At 67.3% G+C, this 19,694-nt stretch carries 18 protein-coding genes; 4 read left to right on the top strand and 14 right to left on the bottom strand.

Annotation, left to right across the window (positions count from 1 at the left end):
• Positions 1–84 precede the first annotated feature (84 nt).
• From VN378_RS04935 to VN378_RS04925, 3 genes are all read left to right on the top strand, one after another.
• Positions 85–831 carry a hypothetical protein gene (locus VN378_RS04935; protein ID WP_322256264.1) on the top strand — a complete coding sequence of 249 codons (747 nt, stop codon included), beginning with the start codon at positions 85–87 and terminating at the stop codon, positions 829–831.
• Between the two features lie 84 nt (positions 832–915).
• Entirely contained in the window at positions 916–1,467 is a 552-nt protein-coding gene (locus VN378_RS04930) for a hypothetical protein (protein ID WP_322256265.1), read from the top strand.
• On the top strand, positions 1,467–2,276 hold the full coding sequence (locus VN378_RS04925) for a YkgJ family cysteine cluster protein (RefSeq protein ID WP_322256266.1): 810 nt from the start codon (positions 1,467–1,469) through the stop codon (positions 2,274–2,276). Before VN378_RS04930 ends, VN378_RS04925 begins: the two co-directional genes overlap by 1 nt.
• Before the next feature lie 368 nt (positions 2,277–2,644).
• On the opposite strand, the gene VN378_RS04920 is transcribed toward VN378_RS04925, so the two are convergent.
• From VN378_RS04920 to VN378_RS04855, 14 genes are all read right to left on the bottom strand, one after another.
• Complete coding sequence (locus VN378_RS04920) at positions 2,645–3,238, bottom strand: hypothetical protein (RefSeq protein WP_325741534.1); 594 nt, start codon at positions 3,236–3,238, stop codon at positions 2,645–2,647.
• The gene (locus tag VN378_RS04915) at positions 3,213–3,632 is read right to left on the bottom strand and encodes a GreA/GreB family elongation factor (protein WP_304931010.1); all 420 of its coding nucleotides are present in this window, start codon (positions 3,630–3,632) and stop codon (positions 3,213–3,215) included. The genes VN378_RS04920 and VN378_RS04915 overlap by 26 nt, the downstream gene beginning before the upstream one ends.
• A gap of 456 nt (positions 3,633–4,088) precedes the next feature.
• Complete coding sequence (locus tag VN378_RS04910) at positions 4,089–4,856, bottom strand: prephenate dehydrogenase (RefSeq protein WP_304931009.1); 768 nt, start codon at positions 4,854–4,856, stop codon at positions 4,089–4,091.
• A 202-nt stretch (positions 4,857–5,058) separates the two neighbouring features.
• Positions 5,059–5,649: a molybdenum cofactor guanylyltransferase gene (gene mobA, locus VN378_RS04905; protein WP_304931008.1), complete on the bottom strand. Its 591-nt coding sequence runs from the start codon at positions 5,647–5,649 to the stop codon at positions 5,059–5,061.
• The gene (locus tag VN378_RS04900) at positions 5,646–6,326 is read right to left on the bottom strand and encodes a carbonic anhydrase (RefSeq protein WP_325741530.1); all 681 of its coding nucleotides are present in this window, start codon (positions 6,324–6,326) and stop codon (positions 5,646–5,648) included. Before VN378_RS04900 ends, mobA begins: the two co-directional genes overlap by 4 nt.
• Complete coding sequence (locus VN378_RS04895; RefSeq protein WP_325741528.1) at positions 6,323–6,904, bottom strand: hemerythrin domain-containing protein; 582 nt, start codon at positions 6,902–6,904, stop codon at positions 6,323–6,325. Before VN378_RS04895 ends, VN378_RS04900 begins: the two co-directional genes overlap by 4 nt.
• A gap of 4 nt (positions 6,905–6,908) precedes the next feature.
• Entirely contained in the window at positions 6,909–8,147 is a 1,239-nt protein-coding gene (locus VN378_RS04890) for a hypothetical protein (protein ID WP_325741526.1), read from the bottom strand.
• 1 nt (position 8,148) lies between these two features.
• Entirely contained in the window at positions 8,149–9,261 is a 1,113-nt protein-coding gene (locus VN378_RS04885) for a peptidylprolyl isomerase (protein ID WP_325741524.1), read from the bottom strand.
• Positions 9,258–9,977, bottom strand: a complete 720-nt coding sequence (gene narI, locus VN378_RS04880) for a respiratory nitrate reductase subunit gamma (RefSeq protein ID WP_322256271.1) — start codon at positions 9,975–9,977, stop codon at positions 9,258–9,260. The genes VN378_RS04885 and narI overlap by 4 nt, the downstream gene beginning before the upstream one ends.
• 10 nt (positions 9,978–9,987) lie before the next feature.
• On the bottom strand, positions 9,988–10,698 hold the full coding sequence (gene narJ / locus VN378_RS04875) for a nitrate reductase molybdenum cofactor assembly chaperone (protein ID WP_325741521.1): 711 nt from the start codon (positions 10,696–10,698) through the stop codon (positions 9,988–9,990).
• Between the two features lie 2 nt (positions 10,699–10,700).
• The gene (gene narH, locus VN378_RS04870) at positions 10,701–12,227 is read right to left on the bottom strand and encodes a nitrate reductase subunit beta (RefSeq protein WP_325741519.1); all 1,527 of its coding nucleotides are present in this window, start codon (positions 12,225–12,227) and stop codon (positions 10,701–10,703) included.
• A complete protein-coding gene (locus tag VN378_RS04865) occupies positions 12,224–15,955 on the bottom strand; it encodes a nitrate reductase subunit alpha (protein ID WP_325741517.1) in 3,732 nt (1,243 codons plus the stop codon). Before VN378_RS04865 ends, narH begins: the two co-directional genes overlap by 4 nt.
• Positions 15,952–17,352 carry an MFS transporter gene (locus VN378_RS04860; protein WP_325741515.1) on the bottom strand — a complete coding sequence of 467 codons (1,401 nt, stop codon included), beginning with the start codon at positions 17,350–17,352 and terminating at the stop codon, positions 15,952–15,954. The genes VN378_RS04865 and VN378_RS04860 overlap by 4 nt, the downstream gene beginning before the upstream one ends.
• Positions 17,353–17,364: 12 nt before the next feature.
• Positions 17,365–18,708, bottom strand: a complete 1,344-nt coding sequence (locus tag VN378_RS04855) for a nitrate/nitrite transporter (protein ID WP_325741513.1) — start codon at positions 18,706–18,708, stop codon at positions 17,365–17,367.
• 294 nt (positions 18,709–19,002) lie between these two features.
• Here VN378_RS04855 and VN378_RS04850 point away from each other — a divergent pair.
• Positions 19,003–19,694 (top strand): cyclic nucleotide-binding domain-containing protein (locus VN378_RS04850; protein ID WP_325741511.1); only part of this gene is annotated, 692 nt, incomplete at its 3' end.

The following is a 19,694-nucleotide window of genomic DNA, read 5'->3' as shown; positions in this document are numbered from 1 at the left end:
CGACGGCCCCCTGACCGGGGCTGGCCCCGCCGCTGGACCGCGCCGCGGGACCCCACTAATTCCCCAGCCACGGGAAGACCGCCGATGATCCGTCGCCTTCTCGCCATCGCCGCCGTCGGCCTGTTGCTCGCGGCCTTCGCGAACCCAGGCGACCCCATTCCGGGTGTGGAGGTCGGCCTCGAGCACGATCCCGAGGGGCTCGTCTCGCCAAGGACGACCGATGACCTCGGTCGGGCCGAGTTCGCCGTCGGGGAGGGCCGCGCCGTAGTCCTGATTCCAGCCGTGCAGACGCTGCGGCGTCCGGCCGTCGCGCGGGTCGAGGTGGGACGGACGGTCCAGGTCTCGGCGCCCATCATGCCGGGCGATCGGGGGCGGGCCGATATCCTCGGAACCGACGGACGACGGCTGGTCGTCGTCATCCCGCGCGGCGGCGGTCGCGTCCGCGTCACCCTGACCGAGGCGACCTCCCGCACCACCGCGCCACCGGCTCCGGGCGGCGCATCGGGGTCAGAGACCGGAGACGCGCGGGCGACCGTCAACTCATCTGGCGGAGTCATCGCCGCCGAGGCCTCGGTCCCCGTCAACGGCATTGGAGGAACCGGCGGCGGCCGGATGTCGAACAGGGGTCGCCCAGATAACGGAGAAACGCGGGCGACCGCCAACCCATCCGGCGGACCCATCGACATTGAGTCTTGGTCATGGGGGCGGATCGACCGGTTGAATACGGTCCAGGCCTGCACCGCGCGACGCGGCGTCGTTCTGATGCATGAGGGCGTCCAGCAATGCCGCCTGCCAGCGACGACACGCCAGGAGGGGGCCGTTCGGCCCTGATGCAGGTATCGACCCCGCAACAGGCGGGACCGGTCCCCGTCGATGGACGCCCGTCCCAGAGACCCAAACAAGGAAATGGACACCATGCGGAAAACAGCGATCATCCTGGCCGGCGCGGCCATATTCGATCTCGGCGTCATCGTCGTATCGGTCCAGGCGCAGGAAAGTTCGCGTCCGTCGCCAGGGACCGTCGTCGCGGCTCCCGGAACGACTCCGAACCGGGATCACATCGACCAGGACGCCCAGCGCACGGCCTGCGCCAACGGCAAACACATTCCTGACGCCCGGCTCAGCGCATGTCGCGCGACCCCGTCGGATCCATCGGGGCCCGCCAGTCAGACGAGAGCCGTCGACATGTTCCTCAAGATCGACGCCGACTTCACCGCCCGGGCCTGCATGGCCCGGCGCGGCGAGGTCGTCAGGCATGAAGGCGTGCAACAGTGCCGGCTGCCGGCGCCGGGAGACCTCGACATCCACAAACAGGGTGTCGCGTTGAACTTTACGAAGATCGACATCCACTACACGGCCCGCGCCTGCATCGCCCAGCGGGGCGAGGTCGTCACCCGGGACGGTGTTCAGCAGTGCGCCCTGCCAGCCGAACCGGGGAACAACCGGGCCGGACCCAGCCGGCGATAGTGGCTGACGAGACGAGTTCCAGGCGCGCCGACGTACGCCGCGGGACGCCGCCGCAACGGGTCGATCCGGACGAGGATGCGGTCGTGCGCCTGTCGGCGATCCCGCCGGACGGGCGGCCGACCGCGACCGGCCGGGTGGTGCTGGAGGTGGGGAGAGAGCGGATTCCGGTCGAGATGACCGTGCCCGCCGGCCCGGTCGCGGTCGAGGACGTGCTGCCGATCCTGCACGGCCTCAGCAGCCTGTTCGCGACCCGGGCGACGGCGCGCGCCGAGGCGGACGGCCGCGAGATTTCCTGTCGCGCCGGCTGCGGCGCCTGCTGCCGCCAGCTGGTGCCGGTCGCCCCCGCGGAGGCCCGCGCCCTGGCCCGGCTGGTCGAGGCCATGCCCGAGCCCCGGCGCGAACGGGTGCGCCGCCGGTTCGACGCGGCCCTCGACACCCTGGAGCCGCTGGGCCTGATGGAGCGGCTGGACCGGAACCGCGATGATCGCCAGGTGATCGCGCGGGACTATTTCGCCGCCGGCGTCGCCTGCCCCTTTCTGGAAGATGAGGCGTGTTCGATCCACGCCGACCGTCCGCTGTCGTGCCGCGAATATCTGGTCACCTCGCCGCCGGACCTGTGCGCGACCCTGGCTCCGGGAATCGAGAAGGTGGTCCTTGAGGCCCGGCCCTCGCTGGCGCTTCTGAACGCCGATCTCCGGGACGGCTGGCTGCCGCTGGTGCTGTCGCTGGTCCAGGACGCCCAGGCGCCGCCGTCGCCGCGCGACCGCCCGGCGGCCGGCATCCTGAAACAGGTGATCGGCGGCCTGTGAGATCACGGGACGAACGCCAAAGGTGAATCGTCTTGTATGGACGGTGCTCGATTGCAGACCCGCAAAGCGGACTTCTTCAAGGTCTGCGAGGAGTCACCTTGAGACATTGACCGACCGGTGGGGACACGATCCATGGGCCCGCAAAACTCGGCAGAAGTTCAGGGTCGCTGGCGCTTCGGGTTCGCCCCCCGGCGGACGTTAGATGAGCAGCGCGAGGCCTGCACTGACGGCGGCCAGCATCAGGGCGATGAGGATCCAGACTCTTCTCCCCTCAGATCGCGGGGTCTGGAGCCTCAGGCCGGGTCGCCTATAGAAGGGGGCGCGCGGCCGGCCGACTTCCGTCCCGACGATGTTGTGTCTTTCTCTCATCAGGCCGCTCGTTTCAGAAAGGCGTTGAACCAGCGCGGCAGCGCGCTCCACGACCAGCCGGACGACAGGTCTTCGGATCGCTCGCGAAGCCGGGGGACGGAGCAGAGCATGGTTAGCCGGGTATCGAAGCTCGCCGGTATATCGGGATGGTCCCATAGCAGTTCCTGCAGGATGGCATCCTGCAGCAGACGCTCCGGCAGGAGGTCGAACCGCGCTTCCCGACCCAGGCGTCGCGCGTGCTCCTCCTCGATCTGGATCACCAGCGCCTCGGTCTCGGACGACCGGCGAGGCCCCCGTCCGAAGACGATCTGTGCGATCCGGGCGCGTTCGGCGGACCGGTCGGACAGGTCGATCAGGGACGCCTCAGGGTCCCCCGTCAGCGCGCCAGGTTCGAGGGCGAGAGACATCAGCTGGTCTCGTCCGACGGGGGACATAGCCAGTTCGGCCGCGCGTGCCAGCAGCATCTCGCGATGCCCCGCGCCCGGTCGCCGGGTCTCCAGATCAATGCGCTCCCAGCGCGCCGCGCAGAGCGCGTCCGATGACGCGGCCGCGAGCAGCCGGGCGTCGCTATCCGATGTGCGGGGCATGATCATTCACCACATCCAGGACCTTGAGCCGGTGCGGCCGCCCCCGGTCGTCCGTCCAGTCGAACTCGGCGCCGGTCGTCAGGCCCAGCAGCGAGGCGCCGACGAGACTGAGGACCGACACGCATCGCTTGTCGATGTCGGAATCGGCGGGCAGGACGAGCTGGATTTCGCGCGTCTGGCCGGACCCCTGATCCTCGTAGGTGACCCGGCTCCCGACCCGGCAGAATGGCCGGCCGTTGAAGGACTCGCCGACGACCACAGCCCGGCCGAGCTCCTCCTCCAGCAATTTCGCGGCGGCGGAGGTCGGCGAATGACCCACCATCGACTCCAGGAGTTCGAGGTCGCTCGTCGTGATGAGAAGTCGCGGTTTCTTGACCGTCCTGGATTTGGTTTTCGTCATGCCGTTGTCCGGTTCAGTTGAATTTGACGCGGCTCATCGGGACGTACGCCTCCGAGGCTCGCAGCGTTCAGGTTGTTGGAAAAGTCTGGACTTCCGAACACGCGTCGGGAGCAGCCGAAGTTATCATGCCGCTGAGTTCAATGTAGTGCGTGTAGGAAGACAGTCCCCAAACTCTAAGCTTTCGCTCAAGACGAGTTTGGGGCTAGACGCGTCCGATGAAGCGTCCGGCGTGAAGCGTATTCCGCGAGGGGATGGCGCATTTCCACATTACGAGGGCGATAGTGCGCTCCCATGTCGTCGGCTGTCAACTCTGTCCGGGGGGCTGAGTTCTATCTCGCCGCCGCGGAAAGCGCGGCAGGGACCAGAGCGGTGTGGCGTTGCCCGGCAGCCGCGACAGGCAGTCTCGCCCCCCGCCGGATGCCATCGCGCAACAACGTGGTTTGATGATGAGCGGGGCTAAACGGAGCCATCCGCGAGCTCGACATCCAGTGCGGACGACAGTTCAAAAAACCGCCGACGGACGCCAGCGGCGTAGGGGTTCGAACTCTCGATCGCCTCAAAAACCTCCGGCGCGTCGTGGCGAACCATGTTCACGGCCTCGAGTAGCAGGTCAAAGCTCTTCGTGGTCATGCGCTCAGGCAGCGGCTCCATCCGCACCAATACCTTGGCGATGAGATGGGTGAGTCCCTGGACCGTCGCCATTTCGCGATCATGGTCCCCGGGTGTGGTCATGATGACGTTCAATCCGAGTCTCCGCCGGAGGAACGCGGCCAGGCGATAGCCGCCGCGACCCCGGATCGGACACACGGCGATCTTCAGGCCTGCTATGTCGTCGCGCGCGCTCTGGGGGCCAAACAGCGGGTGCGTGGCCACGATTCCGGCATACTCTGGCAGTCCGCGCCTCATGATGGCGACGGGTCCCAGTTTCACGGATCCCACGTCGAGTACGAGCGATCCGGGCTGGATGTGCGGGGCTACGGCGTCGACCACTTCGGCCAGACGTCCGACGGGCGTGGCGAGCACGATCACCGGGCAACTCGCGGCCCTCTCAAGGCTGGTGAGCGCAACGCCAAGACCGTCGGCTATCGACTGGAGACCTGAGGCGGGGTCATAGGCGTACAGCCGAAAGTACGGCCGAATGTGGCGGGCGATGAGTTGCCCGAAGGCGCCGAAGCCTATGATGCCGACGCTTGGGCTGGACATGGTATCGCTGCCGATTGGCATGGACGGACCTCTGCAAGGAAGAAGCCGGGGAGACCGCTCTTTATCTGCTCCAGGGCGTCGAACTCGACCCTCTTGGCGCCGCTCGACCCGGCGTCCGCGGATCTCCGGCGTGCCCTTTCCCTGCGAGGCTGAATTGCCATCACCTGGGCCTGAGCCGGTACAGGTGCAGCGGACCCGGCGGACGCCTGGACCGGCGGCAGGATCACGACTGCCTCCGCAGGGTCGTTTCCGCCGCGGCCATATCCTCGGCGGTGTTGATGTTGATGAAGGGGTCTCCCCCATCGACGGGCCAGTCCACGACGGTGCGGCCGACGGCCTCGCTCAACCCGTGCAGGGACAGCCGCCCCTCACTCGCCCGCTGCGCCAGGATGGGCGTCGCGGTGGTGCGCCACAGGGCGCAGACGGGATGCAGCCGGCCCCCGCTCGCGGCGAGAACCGCCCCGACCTCCTTCGTCAAGGCCGACTCCAGCCGCGGATAGAGGTCGGCCGGGAGGAAGGGCATGTCGCAGGGAAGGGTCAGGACCCGGTCGGCGCCAGAGTCCGCGGCCCAGGCGAGGGCGGAAAACAGGCCGGCGAGGGGGCCGGCGATCCCGGGCGCGTCCAGCACCACCGTTCCAGCGAAGCCGTCCACCTGCCCGGGCTCACGCACGACCAGGATCGTCGGCGCAGCGATGGCGCGGGCCGTCGTCAGCGCCCGGTCCAGAAGGCGGGTTCCGCCGAGCAGCCGATGCGGTTTGCCGCCGCCGATCCGTCGTCCCGCTCCGCCGGCGAGGAGTGCGATGACGAGGCTCATGCGGCGCCACGCGGCCGGGGCCGCGCCACCCGGGCGGCGCTGCGCCTGGGAAGCGGGAGCGGCGCGACCAGTCGACCGGCCTCTTCAGCGTCGCTGACCGTCGTCTCGAGATCCCGGACCAGGCCGTCGCGAATGGAATAGATCCAGCCGTGGATCGACACCGGCTGGCCGCGGCGCCAGGCGTCGGTGACGAAGGGGTTGCGGGACAGGGAGCGCACCTGGGCCAAGACGTTTTTTTCGCAGATGAAATTGACCCGTGTTTCCGGGTCGTGGATGGCGTCGAGGTCTGACCGGTGGTCCTCGCAGAGGCGTTGCACCCGCTGCATCCAGTGGTCGAGGATGCCGTGACGTTGTCCGTCCAGCACCGCGCGCACGCCGCCGCAGCCGTAATGACCGCAGACGATGATGTGACGCACCTTCAGCGTCTCCAGGGCGAACTGGAGCACGGCCAGCAGATTCATGTCCTGGGCCGGCGCCAGATTGGCGACGTTGCGGTGGACGAACAGTTCGCCCGGCTGCAGCCCGACCACCTCATTGGCCGGCACCCGGCTGTCGGAACAGCCGATCCACAGATACTGCGGCGCCTGCTGTGTCGATAGCCGGCGGAAATACTCCGGGTCGAGCCGGGTCCGGGTCGCCGCCCAGGTCAGATTGTTGCGAAGCAGATCCTCGATCATGACGCAGCCTCGTCGCCCCGGACGTCCAGCAAAACGCCGCGCCGCGCCGCCAGACGGATGCTGAGCGATCTGAGGTCCGCCGCCGTCAGGCGCAGGCGGGCGATCGGCAGCACCACGGCGTTCTCCAGAGCGATATGGCGGCGTTCGTGCAGGGCGAATTCCGTGAACAGGCGTCGGGTCTCCCGGTCGCGGCCGGGCGCCTGGCCGTCTTCCAGAGCCTGTTGCAAGCCGGCGATCAAGGCGCGGGCCTGCTCCAGGTCGTCGCGGTGCTCGGCCGACAGCGCGCCCAGGACGGCGTCCAGCTCGTCCGCGGGCTGACAGCGCCGGCGCAGCAGCGGAAACAGGTCGTCCTCCTCGTCGATGACGTGCAGCGGCATGTCATGACGCAGGAAGTCGAGGATTTCCTGCGCCTCGTCGCGCAACAGGACGGTCGCGTTTCCCACGCGTTCGATCAGCTGGCAGAGCTGGCGATGGCGATAGTGTTCGGCGAACAGCCAGTTCAGCGGTTCATGAACCAGCTCGGGAGGCAGCGGCTCGATCCGGAGGCTCTCGCTTGTCCGCTCTCCCGGTCCGGTCATCGCTCTAGAACCGGTAGTCGACGGCGGCCCAGACCTTGTCGCGGTCTGCGAACGCGGCCTGCGTCCCGTCGAAGCGGGCGCCCTTGATCTCGACGGCCCACCGTGCGTCCAGCGCCAACCGGGCCGACACGTCCAGTTCACGGCCGTAGCGCGCGGACCCGTTCGCGTCCCGCACGTCGCGCCAGGAAGCGGTCAGGGTGGCGCTGCGCCCCAGCGGCGGACGGTCGACCGCATAGCTCACCGTCGCGGAAACGTCGCGCAGCCCGTCGCGGGGCGTGGTGAGGAAGACGTCGGCCCAGCCCTGGAAGGCGTGCAGGGTCGCCAGGGGGGTCTGGAAGGCCTGGGCGCCGTCGCCGTCCAGCCGCTCAAGCGCCAGGGTTCCCGTGAGGGGACCGCGCTTCAGTCCCGCCGAGACCAGCCCATAGTCGAGGTCGAACCGGGCGGGATTGGCCCCGTACTCCGACTGGCGGGCATACTCGACCGCGTAGAGCGCCGACCAGTCCGGCGACAGGTTGCGGCTTCCCTCCAGTCGCGCGCCCCAGGTCGCCGAGGACTGCGCGGCGGCGTTGCTGAAGTCCAGCAGATAGCCATAGGCCGTCACCTTGCCCGCCGGGGTCGGCGCCTCGACATGGATGAGATGACTGTCCGAGCGCCACTCGCCCACCGGACTGTCGTCGCCGAACACCCGGTGGACCCGGTCGATCCAGGCCCAGGTGACGGTGAGCGGCTCAAACGCCCGGGTCGTCACCTTGACCGCATCGAAGGTCTGCTCGTTCTGGCGGAAGCCGACATTGCCGACAAAGCGGGCGGAGCCCAGCACGATGCGCTGCCGACCGAGGATCACCTCGGTGTCGGGCAGGCCGCTCCAGGCGACCTGCAGCCGGTTGAGTTCGAACGCTTCCGGATCGGCCACCACGGCATAGGTCGAGGGTCCGTGGATGGTGTCGTTGTAGTCATCGACCAGGGCGGCGACGGACTCGCCTTCGACCAGCAGGCGGAAGCCGGACCGCTCAGGACTCTGCCAACCGAGGCGCGTGCGCAGGGTCAGCGCCGTGGCGTCGTCGAGCCCGTCCTGGCGGACGCCTTCATAGCGCAGGCGGCTTTCGAACAGGATGTCGCCCGAGCGGCTCGAGGCGGCGGCCGCGGCAGGAGACGGGGGCGGGGCGGGGGTCTGTGCTCTTGCCACGGCCGGCGCCGCCATAGCGGCGAGCGCCAGCAGGGCGGTTCGACTGACGGTCGGCATCTCAGTGTCTCCGCACGATGGCGTAGGATCGGCCCGGCGTTTTCAGTTTCGACTTCAGGATGGCGCGCACGCAGGCCAGCGCCGGATCGTCCGAGCCTTGGGCGGCCGAGATCAGTCGGGTCCAGCCCTGGTCGTCGGCGCCCTGGATGAAACCCGAGATTTCGCCCTGGACGAATTCGGCCAGACTGACCCCTGTCGTCGCGGCTGTCTCACGGGCCTGGACGGCCAGCGCCGGGTCGGCCTCGTCGAGCCAGACCTCAAGTCGGGCGGTGACGGCGGCCTGGTCGTTCAGCAGGTCGCCGAGGGACAGGGCTCCGGGAGCGAGACCGCCATCTTCCGTCACGCTGAGGGCCACGCCCCGTTCGCGGGCCTCGGCGGCGAGACCGGACACATAGCGGGCCGCGGCCGCCGTCCAGGCCCGGCTTTCCAGATGCAGGGCGATGCGGGGGAGGACATGTTCGAAAGGCAGCCGGCGCCCCTCGATGCGTCGGTCCAGCCGCAGGACATGCCAGCCGAACCGGGACCGCACCGGCTCGGACGAGGTCTCGTCATCCTGCAACTGCGCCAGCCCGGCCTCCACCTCGGCCGCGAGGTCGCCGGGCGAGAGCTGTCCAAGTGAGCCCCCGACGCTTTTGGAGGGGCAATCCGAGAGGGTCTCGGCCAGGTCCGCGAACCGGTGCGGATGCCGGGCCAGTTCCGCGATCGCGGCGGCGGCGGCGGCGCGGGCCGACCGCCAGGCGGCTTCGTCGTCGCCCTTGGGCGCGAACAGGATATGGGAGGCCTGGGTCAAGGGCGGGGTGCGAAACCGCTCCGGCGCGCTGTCATAGACCCGCTGACATTGCGTCTCGTCGGGCCGTTCGACCTCGATCTCGATGTCCAGCACGGCCCGGACCAGGGCCTCCTCCGGTGTCTCCTCGCGGCCGTCCTCGTCCTGCTCGGCCTGCGGCGTCAGGCCGAGCTGGTCCGCCCGATCCAGCAGCAGGGCCTTGATGGCCAGGGCATGGGCGGCGGCCGTCCGCGCCTCTTCGGGCGTGGCGGCGGGATGGTTCTGGGCCTCCTCGGCGACCAGGCGCTCGGGCAGGGCCACCCCGTCGACGACGATGACCCCGCTCATTGGCCCAGGTCTCCGGCGCCGCGGGCGACCGGCATCCGGCGCTTGCTGCGGACCAGCTGCCAGCCGCGGCGATTCAGATACCAGACCGGAGCGGAGAGCATGTGGACCAGCCGGGTGAACGGGAAGATCAGGATGATGGTCAGACCCAAGGTCAGGTGGGCCTTGAAGATCCAGTGGACGTCGGCGACGAAGCCGGCGCTGGCCGGGTTGAGGGTGAATATCCCTTGGGCCCAGGTCATAAATTTGATCATCTGGTGGCCGTCGAGATGGCCCAGCGACAGAGGAATGGTGGCGAGGCCGAGACACAGCTGGGCCAGCAGGATGGCCAGGATGGCGGTGTCGCCGAAACTGGAGTTCTGGCGGATCCGGGGATCAAACACGCGTCTGTGCAGGAGCAGGCAACCGCCAACGAGGCAGGCGGCCCCGGCGACGCCGCCGGCGACGATGGCGAGCATCTGTTTGAAGCCGTGGCTGACGCCGAGGAAGTCCCACACCGCGATCGGCGTGAGAAGCCCGACGAAATGCCCGCCGAAGATGGCGAGGATCCCGAGGTGGAACAGCACCGAGCCCAGCATCAGCTGCTTGCGCCGCAGGAGCTGGGACGAGCCGGTGCGCCAGGTGTATTGCTCGCGGTCGAAGCGCAGCACCGAGCCGATCACGAGGACCGCCAGCGCGATATAGGGATAGACGCCGAAGACGATGAAATTCAGGTCCATGTGACGATCCTCAGGCGGCCGCGCCGGCGCGGCGGCTCTTGTCGGGGGGCGGGGCGGCGTTCATGGCGGACAGGATGGAGTCGGCTTTCGGACACCCCTCGTCCGAAGGACCGAAGGTCACGGCGGTCTCCGCCCAAGCCTTGTCCAGCGCCTCCAGGTCGTCGGGATTGTCGTCCGGTTCCTGCATCAGGGCGGCGACCGCGTCGGAGTCCGGCACGGCCCCTGTCATGGCCGTGAGCGCCCCGAACACGGCCCGGTAAGGGCTCTCGCGCTTGTGCAGCCGCTCGGTGAGGGCGGCCAGGACGTGCGCGCCTTCGCCGAGGAGAGACGCGGCTTCCTCTTCCGGCAGGGTGGACAGGAAGTCGAGGAACACCGGCAGGTGGTCCGGCAGCTCATTGGCCGTCAGTTCCAGCCCGTAGGACCGGTACAGTTCGATCAAGGCCGCCATCGCCTGTCCGCGATCGCGGCTCTCGCCGTGGATGTGCTCATACAGGTTGAGCGACAGCGATCGGGTCCGGTCGAACAGGTGAACGAACCCCTCCTGGAGGTCGTAGAGGTCGTCCTGCTCCAGCTTGCGCGCGAGCTTTTCCAGGGCCCCCACGATCGGCGCCGGGACCATGCCTTCCGAGCGGATGGCGGCGATGATCTCGGGCGCGACCGCCTGAATCTCCGCGGTCGGATAGCTGAGCAGAAGGGCGAGGGCGCGATAGGTCAAAGCCATGATCAGGCCACCTCTGCTGTCGGTTTGGCGCGGGAGCGTTTGTCGGCGCCGAACAGGCCCAGTTCGGTGCGTCCGCCGGAACAGCCGTTGCCGAAGGTGAAGCCGCAGGCGCCGCGCAGGTCGTAGGCGTCCTCGACGGTCTCGCGGTGGGTCGAGGGAATGACGAACCGGTCCTCGTAGTCGGCGATGGCCATGATCTTATACATGTCGTCGATCTGGGCCGCCGTCAGGCCGACGGTGTCGGCCAGGCCGTGGTCGATCCGTCCGTCCACGGTTCTGGCGCGCATATAGGCCCGCATGGCCAGCATCCGTCGCAGCGCCAGGGTCACCGGGGCCTCGACCCCGGCGGTCAGCAGGTTGGCGAGGTATTTCACCGGGATGCGGAGCGAGTTCACATCCGGCATCTCGCCGTCCATCTCCAGGGCGCCGACGGCGGCGGCGTTCTGGATCGGCGACAGCGGCGGCACGTACCAGACCATCGGCAGGGTCCGGTATTCGGGGTGCAGCGGGAAGGCGACCTTCCAGTCGATGGCCATCTTGTAGACCGGGCTGCGCCGCGCGCCCTCGAGCCAGGCCTCCGGCACGCCGTCGGCGCGGGCCTGGGCGATGACGGCGGGGTCATGGGGGTCGAGGAAGATGTCGAGCTGGGCCTGGTAGAGGTCCTTCACGTCCGGGGTCGAGGCGGCGGCCTCGATCCGGTCGGCGTCATAGAGCAGCACGCCCAGATAGCGGATGCGGCCGACGCAGGTTTCCGAACAGACGGTCGGCTGGCCGACCTCGATGCGCGGGAAGCAGAAGGTGCATTTCTCCGATTTTCCGGAGTCCCAGTTGTAATAGATTTTCTTGTACGGGCAGGCCGAAACGCACATCCGCCAACCGCGGCACTTGTCCTGATCGATCAGGACGATGCCATCCTCTTCGCGCTTGTAGATCGCGCCGGAGGGACAGGCGGCCACGCAGGTGGGATTGAGGCAGTGCTCGCACAGCCTCGGCAGGTACATCATGAAGGTGTTTTCGAACTGGCCGTAGATCTCCTTCTGGATGCCTTCGAAATTGGCGTCCTCCGATCGCTTGGCGAACTCCCCGCCGAGGATTTCCTCCCAGTTCGGACCCCATTCGATCTTCTCCATCCGCTTGCCGGTGATCTGCGAGCGAGGCCGGGCGGTGGGGAAATGCTTCATCTCCGGCGCCGTCTGCAGGTGGCCGTAGTCGAAGTCGAAGGGTTCGTAATAGTCGTCGATCTCGGGCAGATCGGGGTTGGCGAAGATCTTGGCCAGGATGCGCCATTTGGCGCCCATGCGCGGCTCGATCTTGCCGTTGGCCTTGCGCCGCCAGCCGCCGTTCCACTTCTTCTGGTTTTCCCACTCCTTGGGATAGCCGATGCCCGGCTTGGTCTCGACGTTGTTGAACCAGGCGTATTCGACGCCTTTGCGGCTGGTCCAGACGTTCTTGCAGGTCACCGAACAAGTGTGACAGCCGATGCATTTGTCGAGGTTCAGGACCATGCCGATCTGTGCGCGGATCTTCATTGGCCGAACTCCTTGGATTCGAGCGGCTCATCGAGCCAGTCGACCGTCTTCATCTTGCGGAGAACGATGAACTCGTCCCGGTTGGAGCCCACGGTGCCGTAGTAGTTGAAGCCGTAGGACAGCTGGGCGTAGCCGCCGATCATGTGGGTCGGCTTGAGCACGGTGCGGGTGACCGAGTTGTGGATCCCGCCGCGCCGGCCGGTGATTTCCGACCCCGGCGTGTTCACGATCTTCTCCTGGGCGTGGTACATGAAGGTCGTGCCTTCACGGATGCGCTGGGAGACCACGGCCCGGGCCGTCAGGGCCCCATTGGCGTTGAAGACCTCGATCCAGTCGTTGTCGACGATGCCGGCCTTGCGGGCGTCCGTCTCCGAAATCCAGACGACGGGCCCGCCGCGGTTGAGCGTCAGCATCAGCAGGTTGTCGGAATAGGTGGAGTGGATGCCCCACTTCTGGTGGGGGGTGATGAAGTTGAGGACGATCTCGGTCTCGCCGTTGGGCTTGAGCCCCTTCACATGCGTCGTCTTCAGATCGATCGGCGGCTTGTAGACGCACAGCGCCTCGCCGAAGGCCCGCATCCACAGGTGATCCTGATAGAGCTGCTGGCGGCCCGTGAGCGTCCGCCAGGGGATCCGCTCATGCACATTGGTGTAGCCGGCGGTGTAGCAGACCTTCTCGCTCTCGATGCCCGACCAGATGGGCGATGAGATGATCTTGCGCGGCTGGGCGAGCAGATCGCGGAAGCGAATCTTCTCGTCCTCCTTGGGCAAGGCCAGGTGGGCGTGTTCGCGACCGGTCTGCTTCTCCAGTGCGGCCCAGGCCTTGACCGCGACCTCGCCATTGGTTTCCGGCGCCAGCATCAGGATGGTCTCGCAGGCGTCGATGTCGGTATCGATGCTGGGCATGCCTTCGGTCAGCCCGGGCTCGAGCACGGCGCCGTTCAGCTCGCGCAGCAGATCGACCTCGTGTCCGGTCTTCCAGGCCAGGCCCTTGCCGCCGTTGCCGACCTTGTCGAGCAGCGGGCCGAGGGCCGTGAACTGCTTGTAGAGGTTGGGATAGTCGCGCTCGACCACGGTGATCTGGGGCATGGTCTTGCCCGGGATCGCTTCGCATTCGCCGAGAAACCAGTCCTTCACCTCGAACGGCTGGGCCATCTCGCCGGGGCTGTCGTGCTGGATCGGAGTGAGGACGACGTCCTGCTCCCTGCCCAGGACCTCGGGCGCCACCTGCGAGAACTTCTTCGCGATGGCCTTGAAGATCTGCCAGTCCGACTTCGACTCCCAGGCCGGGTCCACGGCCGCCGAGAGCGGGTGGATGAAGGGGTGCATGTCGGAGGTGTTGAGGTCGTTCTTCTCGTACCAGGTGGCCGTCGGCAGAACGATGTCGGAGTAGACCGCCGTGGTCGACATGCGGAAGTCGAGGGTCACCAGCAGGTCGAGTTTTCCTTCCGGCGCCTCGTCATGCCAGACGACGTCGACAGGCTTCACCTGACCGGTCTCGCCCAGGTCCTTGCCCTGGACGCCGTGCGAGGCGCCGAGCAGGTGTTTGAGGAAATACTCGTGGCCCTTGCCGGAGGAGCCGAGCAGGTTCGAGCGCCAGATGAACATGTTGCGCGGCCAGTTGGCCGGGTCGTCCGGGTCCATGCAGGACAGTTCGATCGAACGGTCCTTCAGTCCGTTGAGGGTGTAGGTCCTGGGGTCCACGCCGGCGGCCTCGGCGGCCTTGGCCAGATCCAGCGAATTGGTTTTCAGCGCCGGGGCGGAGGGCAGCCAGCCCATCCGTTCGGCCCGGACGTTGAAGTCGATCATCGAGGCCTTCCACGGCCCCTCGGGGGCCGTCGGCGACAGCAGTTCGTCGATGCCGACGGTCTCGTAACGCCACTGATCGGAGTGGGCGTAGAAGAAGGAGGTCGAGTTCTGCTGCCGCGGCGGACGGATCCAGTCAGTGGCGAAGGCCAGGGGCGCCCAGCCGGTCTGCGGCCGCAGCTTCTCCTGACCGACATAGTGGGCCCAGCCGCCGCCGGACTGACCGACGCAACCGCACATCACCAGCATGTTGATGACGCCGCGATAGTTCATGTCCATGTGGAACCAGTGGTTCATCGCCGCGCCGATGATCACCATCGACTTGCCGTTGGTCTTCTCGGCATTGGTGGCGAAGCCACGGGCGGTGGCGATGATCTGGTCGCGCGGGACCGAGGTGATGGCCTCGGCCCAGGCCGGCGAATAGGGCTGCAGATCGTCGAACGATTCCGGCATGAAGTCGCCGCCGAAGCCCTGGTCGACGCCGTAGTTGGCCAGGAACAGGTCGTAGACGCAGGCGACCAGAGCCTCGCCGTCCTTCAGCATCACCCGTCGGACCGGCACGTTGCGGCCCAGGATCTTGGGATGATCGGTCGAGGCGAAGCCGTTGCTGGCCGTATTGGCGAAATAGGGGAAGTGGACGCAGGTCACCTCATCGTGCGCGTCCTTGAGGCCAAGCTTCAGCGTGGTCTCGCGACCCGCGGCGTCGCGTTCCTCAAGGTTCCAGCGGCCGTCCTCGCCCCAGCGGAAGCCGATCGAGCCGTTGGGCACGACGATCTCGCCGGTGGCCTCGTCGATGGCGACGGTCTTCCAGTCGGGGTTGTTGGCCTGTTCGAGATCGCCGACAAAATCCGAGGCCCGCACAAGGCGCTCGGGGACATAGCCGCCATTCTGGGGGACCAGCCGGACCAGCATCGGCAGGTCGCTGTACTGGCGCAGGTAGTCGCGGAAATACGGCACCTGCTTGTCGACGTGATACTCCTTGAGGATCACGTGACCGAAGGCCATGGCGAGGGCCGCGTCGGTGCCCTGTTTGACGGGCAGCCACAGGTCCGAGAATTTCGAGGCCTCGGAGTAGTCGGGGCAGATGACGACGGACTTGGCGCCGCGGTAGCGGGCCTCGGTGTAGAAATGGGCGTCCGGCGTGCGGGTCTGCGGAACGTTCGAGCCCCACAGCAGCATGAAGCTGGAATTGTACCAGTCGGCGCTCTCGGCCACGTCGGTCTGCTCGCCCCAGGTCTGCGGTGAAGCCGGGGGCAGGTCGCAGTACCAATCATAGAAGGAGCCGGTGACCCCGCCCAGCAGCTGCAGATAGCGGGCGCCGGCGGCGTAGGAGATCATCGACATGGCCGGGATCGGCGAGAAGCCGAACACCCGGTCCGGGCCCCAGCGCTTGGCCGTATGGGCGTTGGCCGCGGCGATGATTTCGGTGATTTCCTCCCAGTCCGCCCGCACGAAGCCGCCGGCCCCGCGCATGCTGGTGTAGGACTTGCGGGCCGCCGGATCGTTCTGGATCGAGGCCCAGGCCGCGACCGGCTCCATCGTCTCGCGCGCCTTGCGCCAAACTCGCAGCAGACGGGAACGCACCAGCGGATATTTCACCCGGTTGGCCGAATAGAGATACCAGCTGTAGCTGGCCCCCCGCGCGCAGCCGCGCGGCTCGTGGTTGGGCAGGTCGGGCCGGGTGCGCGGGTAGTCGGTCTGCTGGGTCTCCCAGGTGACGATCCCGCCCTTGACGTAGATCTTCCAGGAGCACGAGCCCGTGCAGTTCACGCCGTGGGTCGAGCGCACGATCTTGTCGTGGCGCCAGCGGTTGCGATAGGCCTCCTCCCAGCCGCGGTCCTCGTCGTTCATGACGCCGTGGCGGTCGGAGAACAGTTCGGTCTTGCGCGTGAAGAAGGCGAGACGGTCAAGGGTATGGCTCATGATGAGGCCGCCGTATTCAGGGTGGGGTTCAGGATCGAGCGCGGGCGGGCGTAGAACGCCCAGTTCACGACAGCGCAGGTGATGTAGAAGACGAGGAAGATGTAGAGGGCGGTCACCGGCCCTCCGGTGGCCTTCATGGAGTTGGCGAAGGCCAGGGGGATGAAGAAGCCGCCATAGGCGCCGATGGCCGAGGAGAAGCCGACGATGGCCGCCGATTCCAGCTCCGACGCTTTCAGCCGCTCGGCCGGCGTGGCGCGGGGCAGGAGGCGGGGCATGTCGGCGCGCACGAGGGCCGGGATCATCTGGAAGGTCGAGGCGTTGCCAACGCCGGTCCAGAAGAACAGCCAGATGAAGCTGGCGAAGAACAGGCCGAACACCGGCTCGCCGCCGAAGGCGCCGACGCTGTAGAGCACCGCCAGCACGCCCGCGATCAGGGCGTAGAAGACCACCTGGGTGACGTTGTGGCCGCCCCAGCGGTCGGAGACCCAGCCCGTCATCGCCCGCGAGGCCGCGCCCACCAGCGGTCCGAGAAAGGCGATCTGCAGGATATTCACGTCGGGAAACAGGGTCTTGCCCAGCAGGGGGAAGGCCGCCGAGAAGCCGATGAACGAGCCGAAGGTGCCGATGTAGAGGTAGCACATCAGCCAATTGTGCTTGCGCTTGAACACCACGGCCTGCTCACGGAACGAAGCGCGGGCGGAGGCGACGTCGTTCATGCCGAACCAGGCCGCGGCGGCGGCCACCAGGATGAAGGGCACCCAGACGAAGCCGGCGTTCTGCAGCCAGACCTGATGCTGGACGCCGTTTTCGACGTAGGTCTGCGGGGCGCCGAACAGGGGCGTGAACAGGGCCAGACCGGTGACCAGCGGCGCCGCGAACTGCAGGACGCTGACGCCCAGGTTGCCGAAGCCGGCGTTGAGCGCGAGGGCGTTGCCCTTCTGGGCCTTGGGGAAGAAGAAGCCGATGTTGGCCATCGACGAGGCGAAGGCCCCGCCGCCGAGGCCGCACAGCAGGGCCAGGATGACGAAGACGACATAGGGCGTTCCCGTGTCCTGCACCGCCACGCCGATGCCGACGGCGGGGATCGCCAGCGACAGGGTGGAGAGCGTGGTCCAGAGCCGACCGCCGAAGATCGGGACCATGAAGCTGTAGAAGATCCGCAGCGTGGCCCCGGACAGCGCAGGGAGCGCGGTCAGCCAGAACAGCTCGGCCGTCGAGAACTGGAAGCCGACCATGTTGAGACGGGTCGCCGCCGTCGACCACAGCATCCAGATGGAAAAGGCCAGCAGCAGATTCGGGATCGAGATCCACAGGTTGCGGCGGGCGATCCGTTGACCGGTGGAGGCCCAGAATCCTGGTTCCTCCGGGCGCCAGTCATGCAGAACGTGACGGGACATGCGCGTCTTTCTCTAGTGCGAACGGGTGGACGAGGCGGCCGCGGCCCTGTCGGGACCGACGCCGGCCAGCTCGGGGAATTCGGGCAGGGTCGCCAGCATGGGAGAGCGCCGCTGCTCCATCCGGCGGACGGCGAAATGCATCCAGACGAGCGCCGTGAGCACCAGCAGGAACAGCAGCATGAAACAGCTGGTCCAGACGCCGGTCAGATCGTTGAGCAGGCCGAAGACGATGGGCAGGATGAAGCCGCCGAGGCCGCCGATCATCCCCACCAGACCGCCGACCGAGCCGACGTGATCCGGGTAGTAGACGGGGATGTGCTTGAAGACGGCCGCCTTGCCCAGGCTCATGGCGAAGCCGAGCACGAAGACCACCCCGGTGAAGACCGGCAGGCTCATCGCCAGGCGGAAGCGGATCGGCCCGTCGATGCCGTCGACCACATAGGAGGTCGCCGGATAGGCCAGGATAAAGGCGCAGACGACGCTGATGACGAAGGTCAGATACATGACCTTGCGGGCGCCGACGCGGTCTGAGAGCCAGCCTCCGAACACCCGGAACAGCGAGCCGGGGATCGAATAGGCGGCGGCCAGCATCCCGGCCACGCCGATGCCGACCCCGTAGGCGCCGGTCAGATAGTGCGGCAGCCAGAGGGCGAGAGCGACGAAGCCGCCGAAAACGAAGAAATAGTAGAGGGCGAACCGCCAGACCCGGAGGTCCTTCAGCGGCTCGAGTTGCATCCAGGCGGCGACCGGCTTCTGGCCCGTCCGTCGGCGCTCGATCAGCTGGGGTTCGTCGCGGGTCAGGAAGAAGGACAGGAGGGCGATGAGGAGCAGCGCCCCGGCCCAGATCTGCGCCACGGCTTCCCAACCGAACGCCAGCATGACGAAGGGGGCCGCGAACTTGGTCACCGCCGCGCCGACATTGCCCGCGCCGAAGATGCCGAGCGCCGTGCCCTGTTTGCCGGCGGGGAAGAATTTCGAGACATAGGCGACGCCGACCGCGAAGGCTCCGCCCGCCATGCCCACGCCCAAAGCCGCGATCAGGAACTGGGGGTAGGTTTCGGCGTAGGACAGCAGGAAGGTCGCCGCCGCCGCCAGGGCCATGACGATCAGGCTGACGCGCCGCCCGCCGAACTGTTCGGTCCAGACGCCGAGGAATACGCGCACCAGGGATCCGGTGAGAATCGGCGTGCCGACCAGCAGGCCGAACTGCGCTTCGGAGAGCCCGAGGTCGGCCTTGATCTGGACGCCGATGATCGAAAAGATCGTCCACACCGCGAAACAGGCCGTGAAGGCGAAGGTGCTGACCCACAGGGCGGGACCGGCGCCAGGCGCTGATGTTTCAGGGACGGATGCCAACGGGCCTGCTCCATGGGACGCGCCGGTCGTCGGCTGTCGTTCCATGAGTCCTAGCGTGGCTTTCGGTCGCGCTATTTGACTCTTGTCAATTGAGGTCTTTGTAGACTTGGTTCAAAAGCAGTCCGATACAGAAAAACGCTAGTAAAGCGAAATGTGTTGGTTGGTTATTTGTCTAACGCGCTGCTGGCGATTGATATTCGTCAAGCGGTGCTTTACTGGAAGGATGTTGGCGGTGCGGAGCGTAAGCGATCAAGTCCGGGGCGCGCGCCCGAGTCCGTCCAGGAGCAAGGCCCTATGACCATGCGCGCCTCCGATCTCGACCGCGTCAGGGCGTTGCCGCTCTTTTCGCGGGCCTCGCCCGAAGTCTTCCGGGACGTCACAGCCGGCGCCTTCCTCCAGCGATTCCCGGCCGGCACGACCCTGATGATGGAGGGCGACACCGTCGACTTCCTCTATATCCTGCTGGACGGGGCCGTCGAACTCCAGGGATCCTGGAAGGAGAAGGAGACGACCCTGGCGCTCCTGCGTCCGGTCTCCACCTTCATCCTGGCCGCAGTCGTACTCGACGCCGACGCCCTGATGTCGGCGCGGACGCTGGAGCGCTCGGAAATCCTGATGCTGTCCGGCGAGGCCCTTCGCCGCACCATGCGGCAGGATGCGGAATTCAGCTTTGCGGTGGCCCAGGAACTGGCCGGCTGCTACCGCGGCCTGGTCCGCGCCGTGAAGAACCAGAAACTCAGGGGCGGCGTGGAGCGGCTCGCCAACTATCTGATCACCCAAAGGGTTCGTCAGGGGATGCGGGATCCGATCGTCCTGCCCCATGAAAAGCGGGTGCTGGCCTCGCTGCTCGGCATGTCTCCGGAAAATCTGTCGCGGGCCTTCGCCAGCCTGTCCAGCTACGGGGTGGTCGTGCACGGCGCGGAGGTCAGTCTCGGCCGCCCGGACGCCCTTGAGCGGCTGGCGCGCCCCCACCCCCTGATCGACAA

This window comes from Brevundimonas sp. (assembly GCF_035561115.1).
Classification (GTDB): Bacteria; Pseudomonadota; Alphaproteobacteria; order Caulobacterales; family Caulobacteraceae; genus Brevundimonas.
Note: the sequence above shows the minus strand (reverse complement) of the source record. Positions and strands in the feature narration are given on the sequence as shown.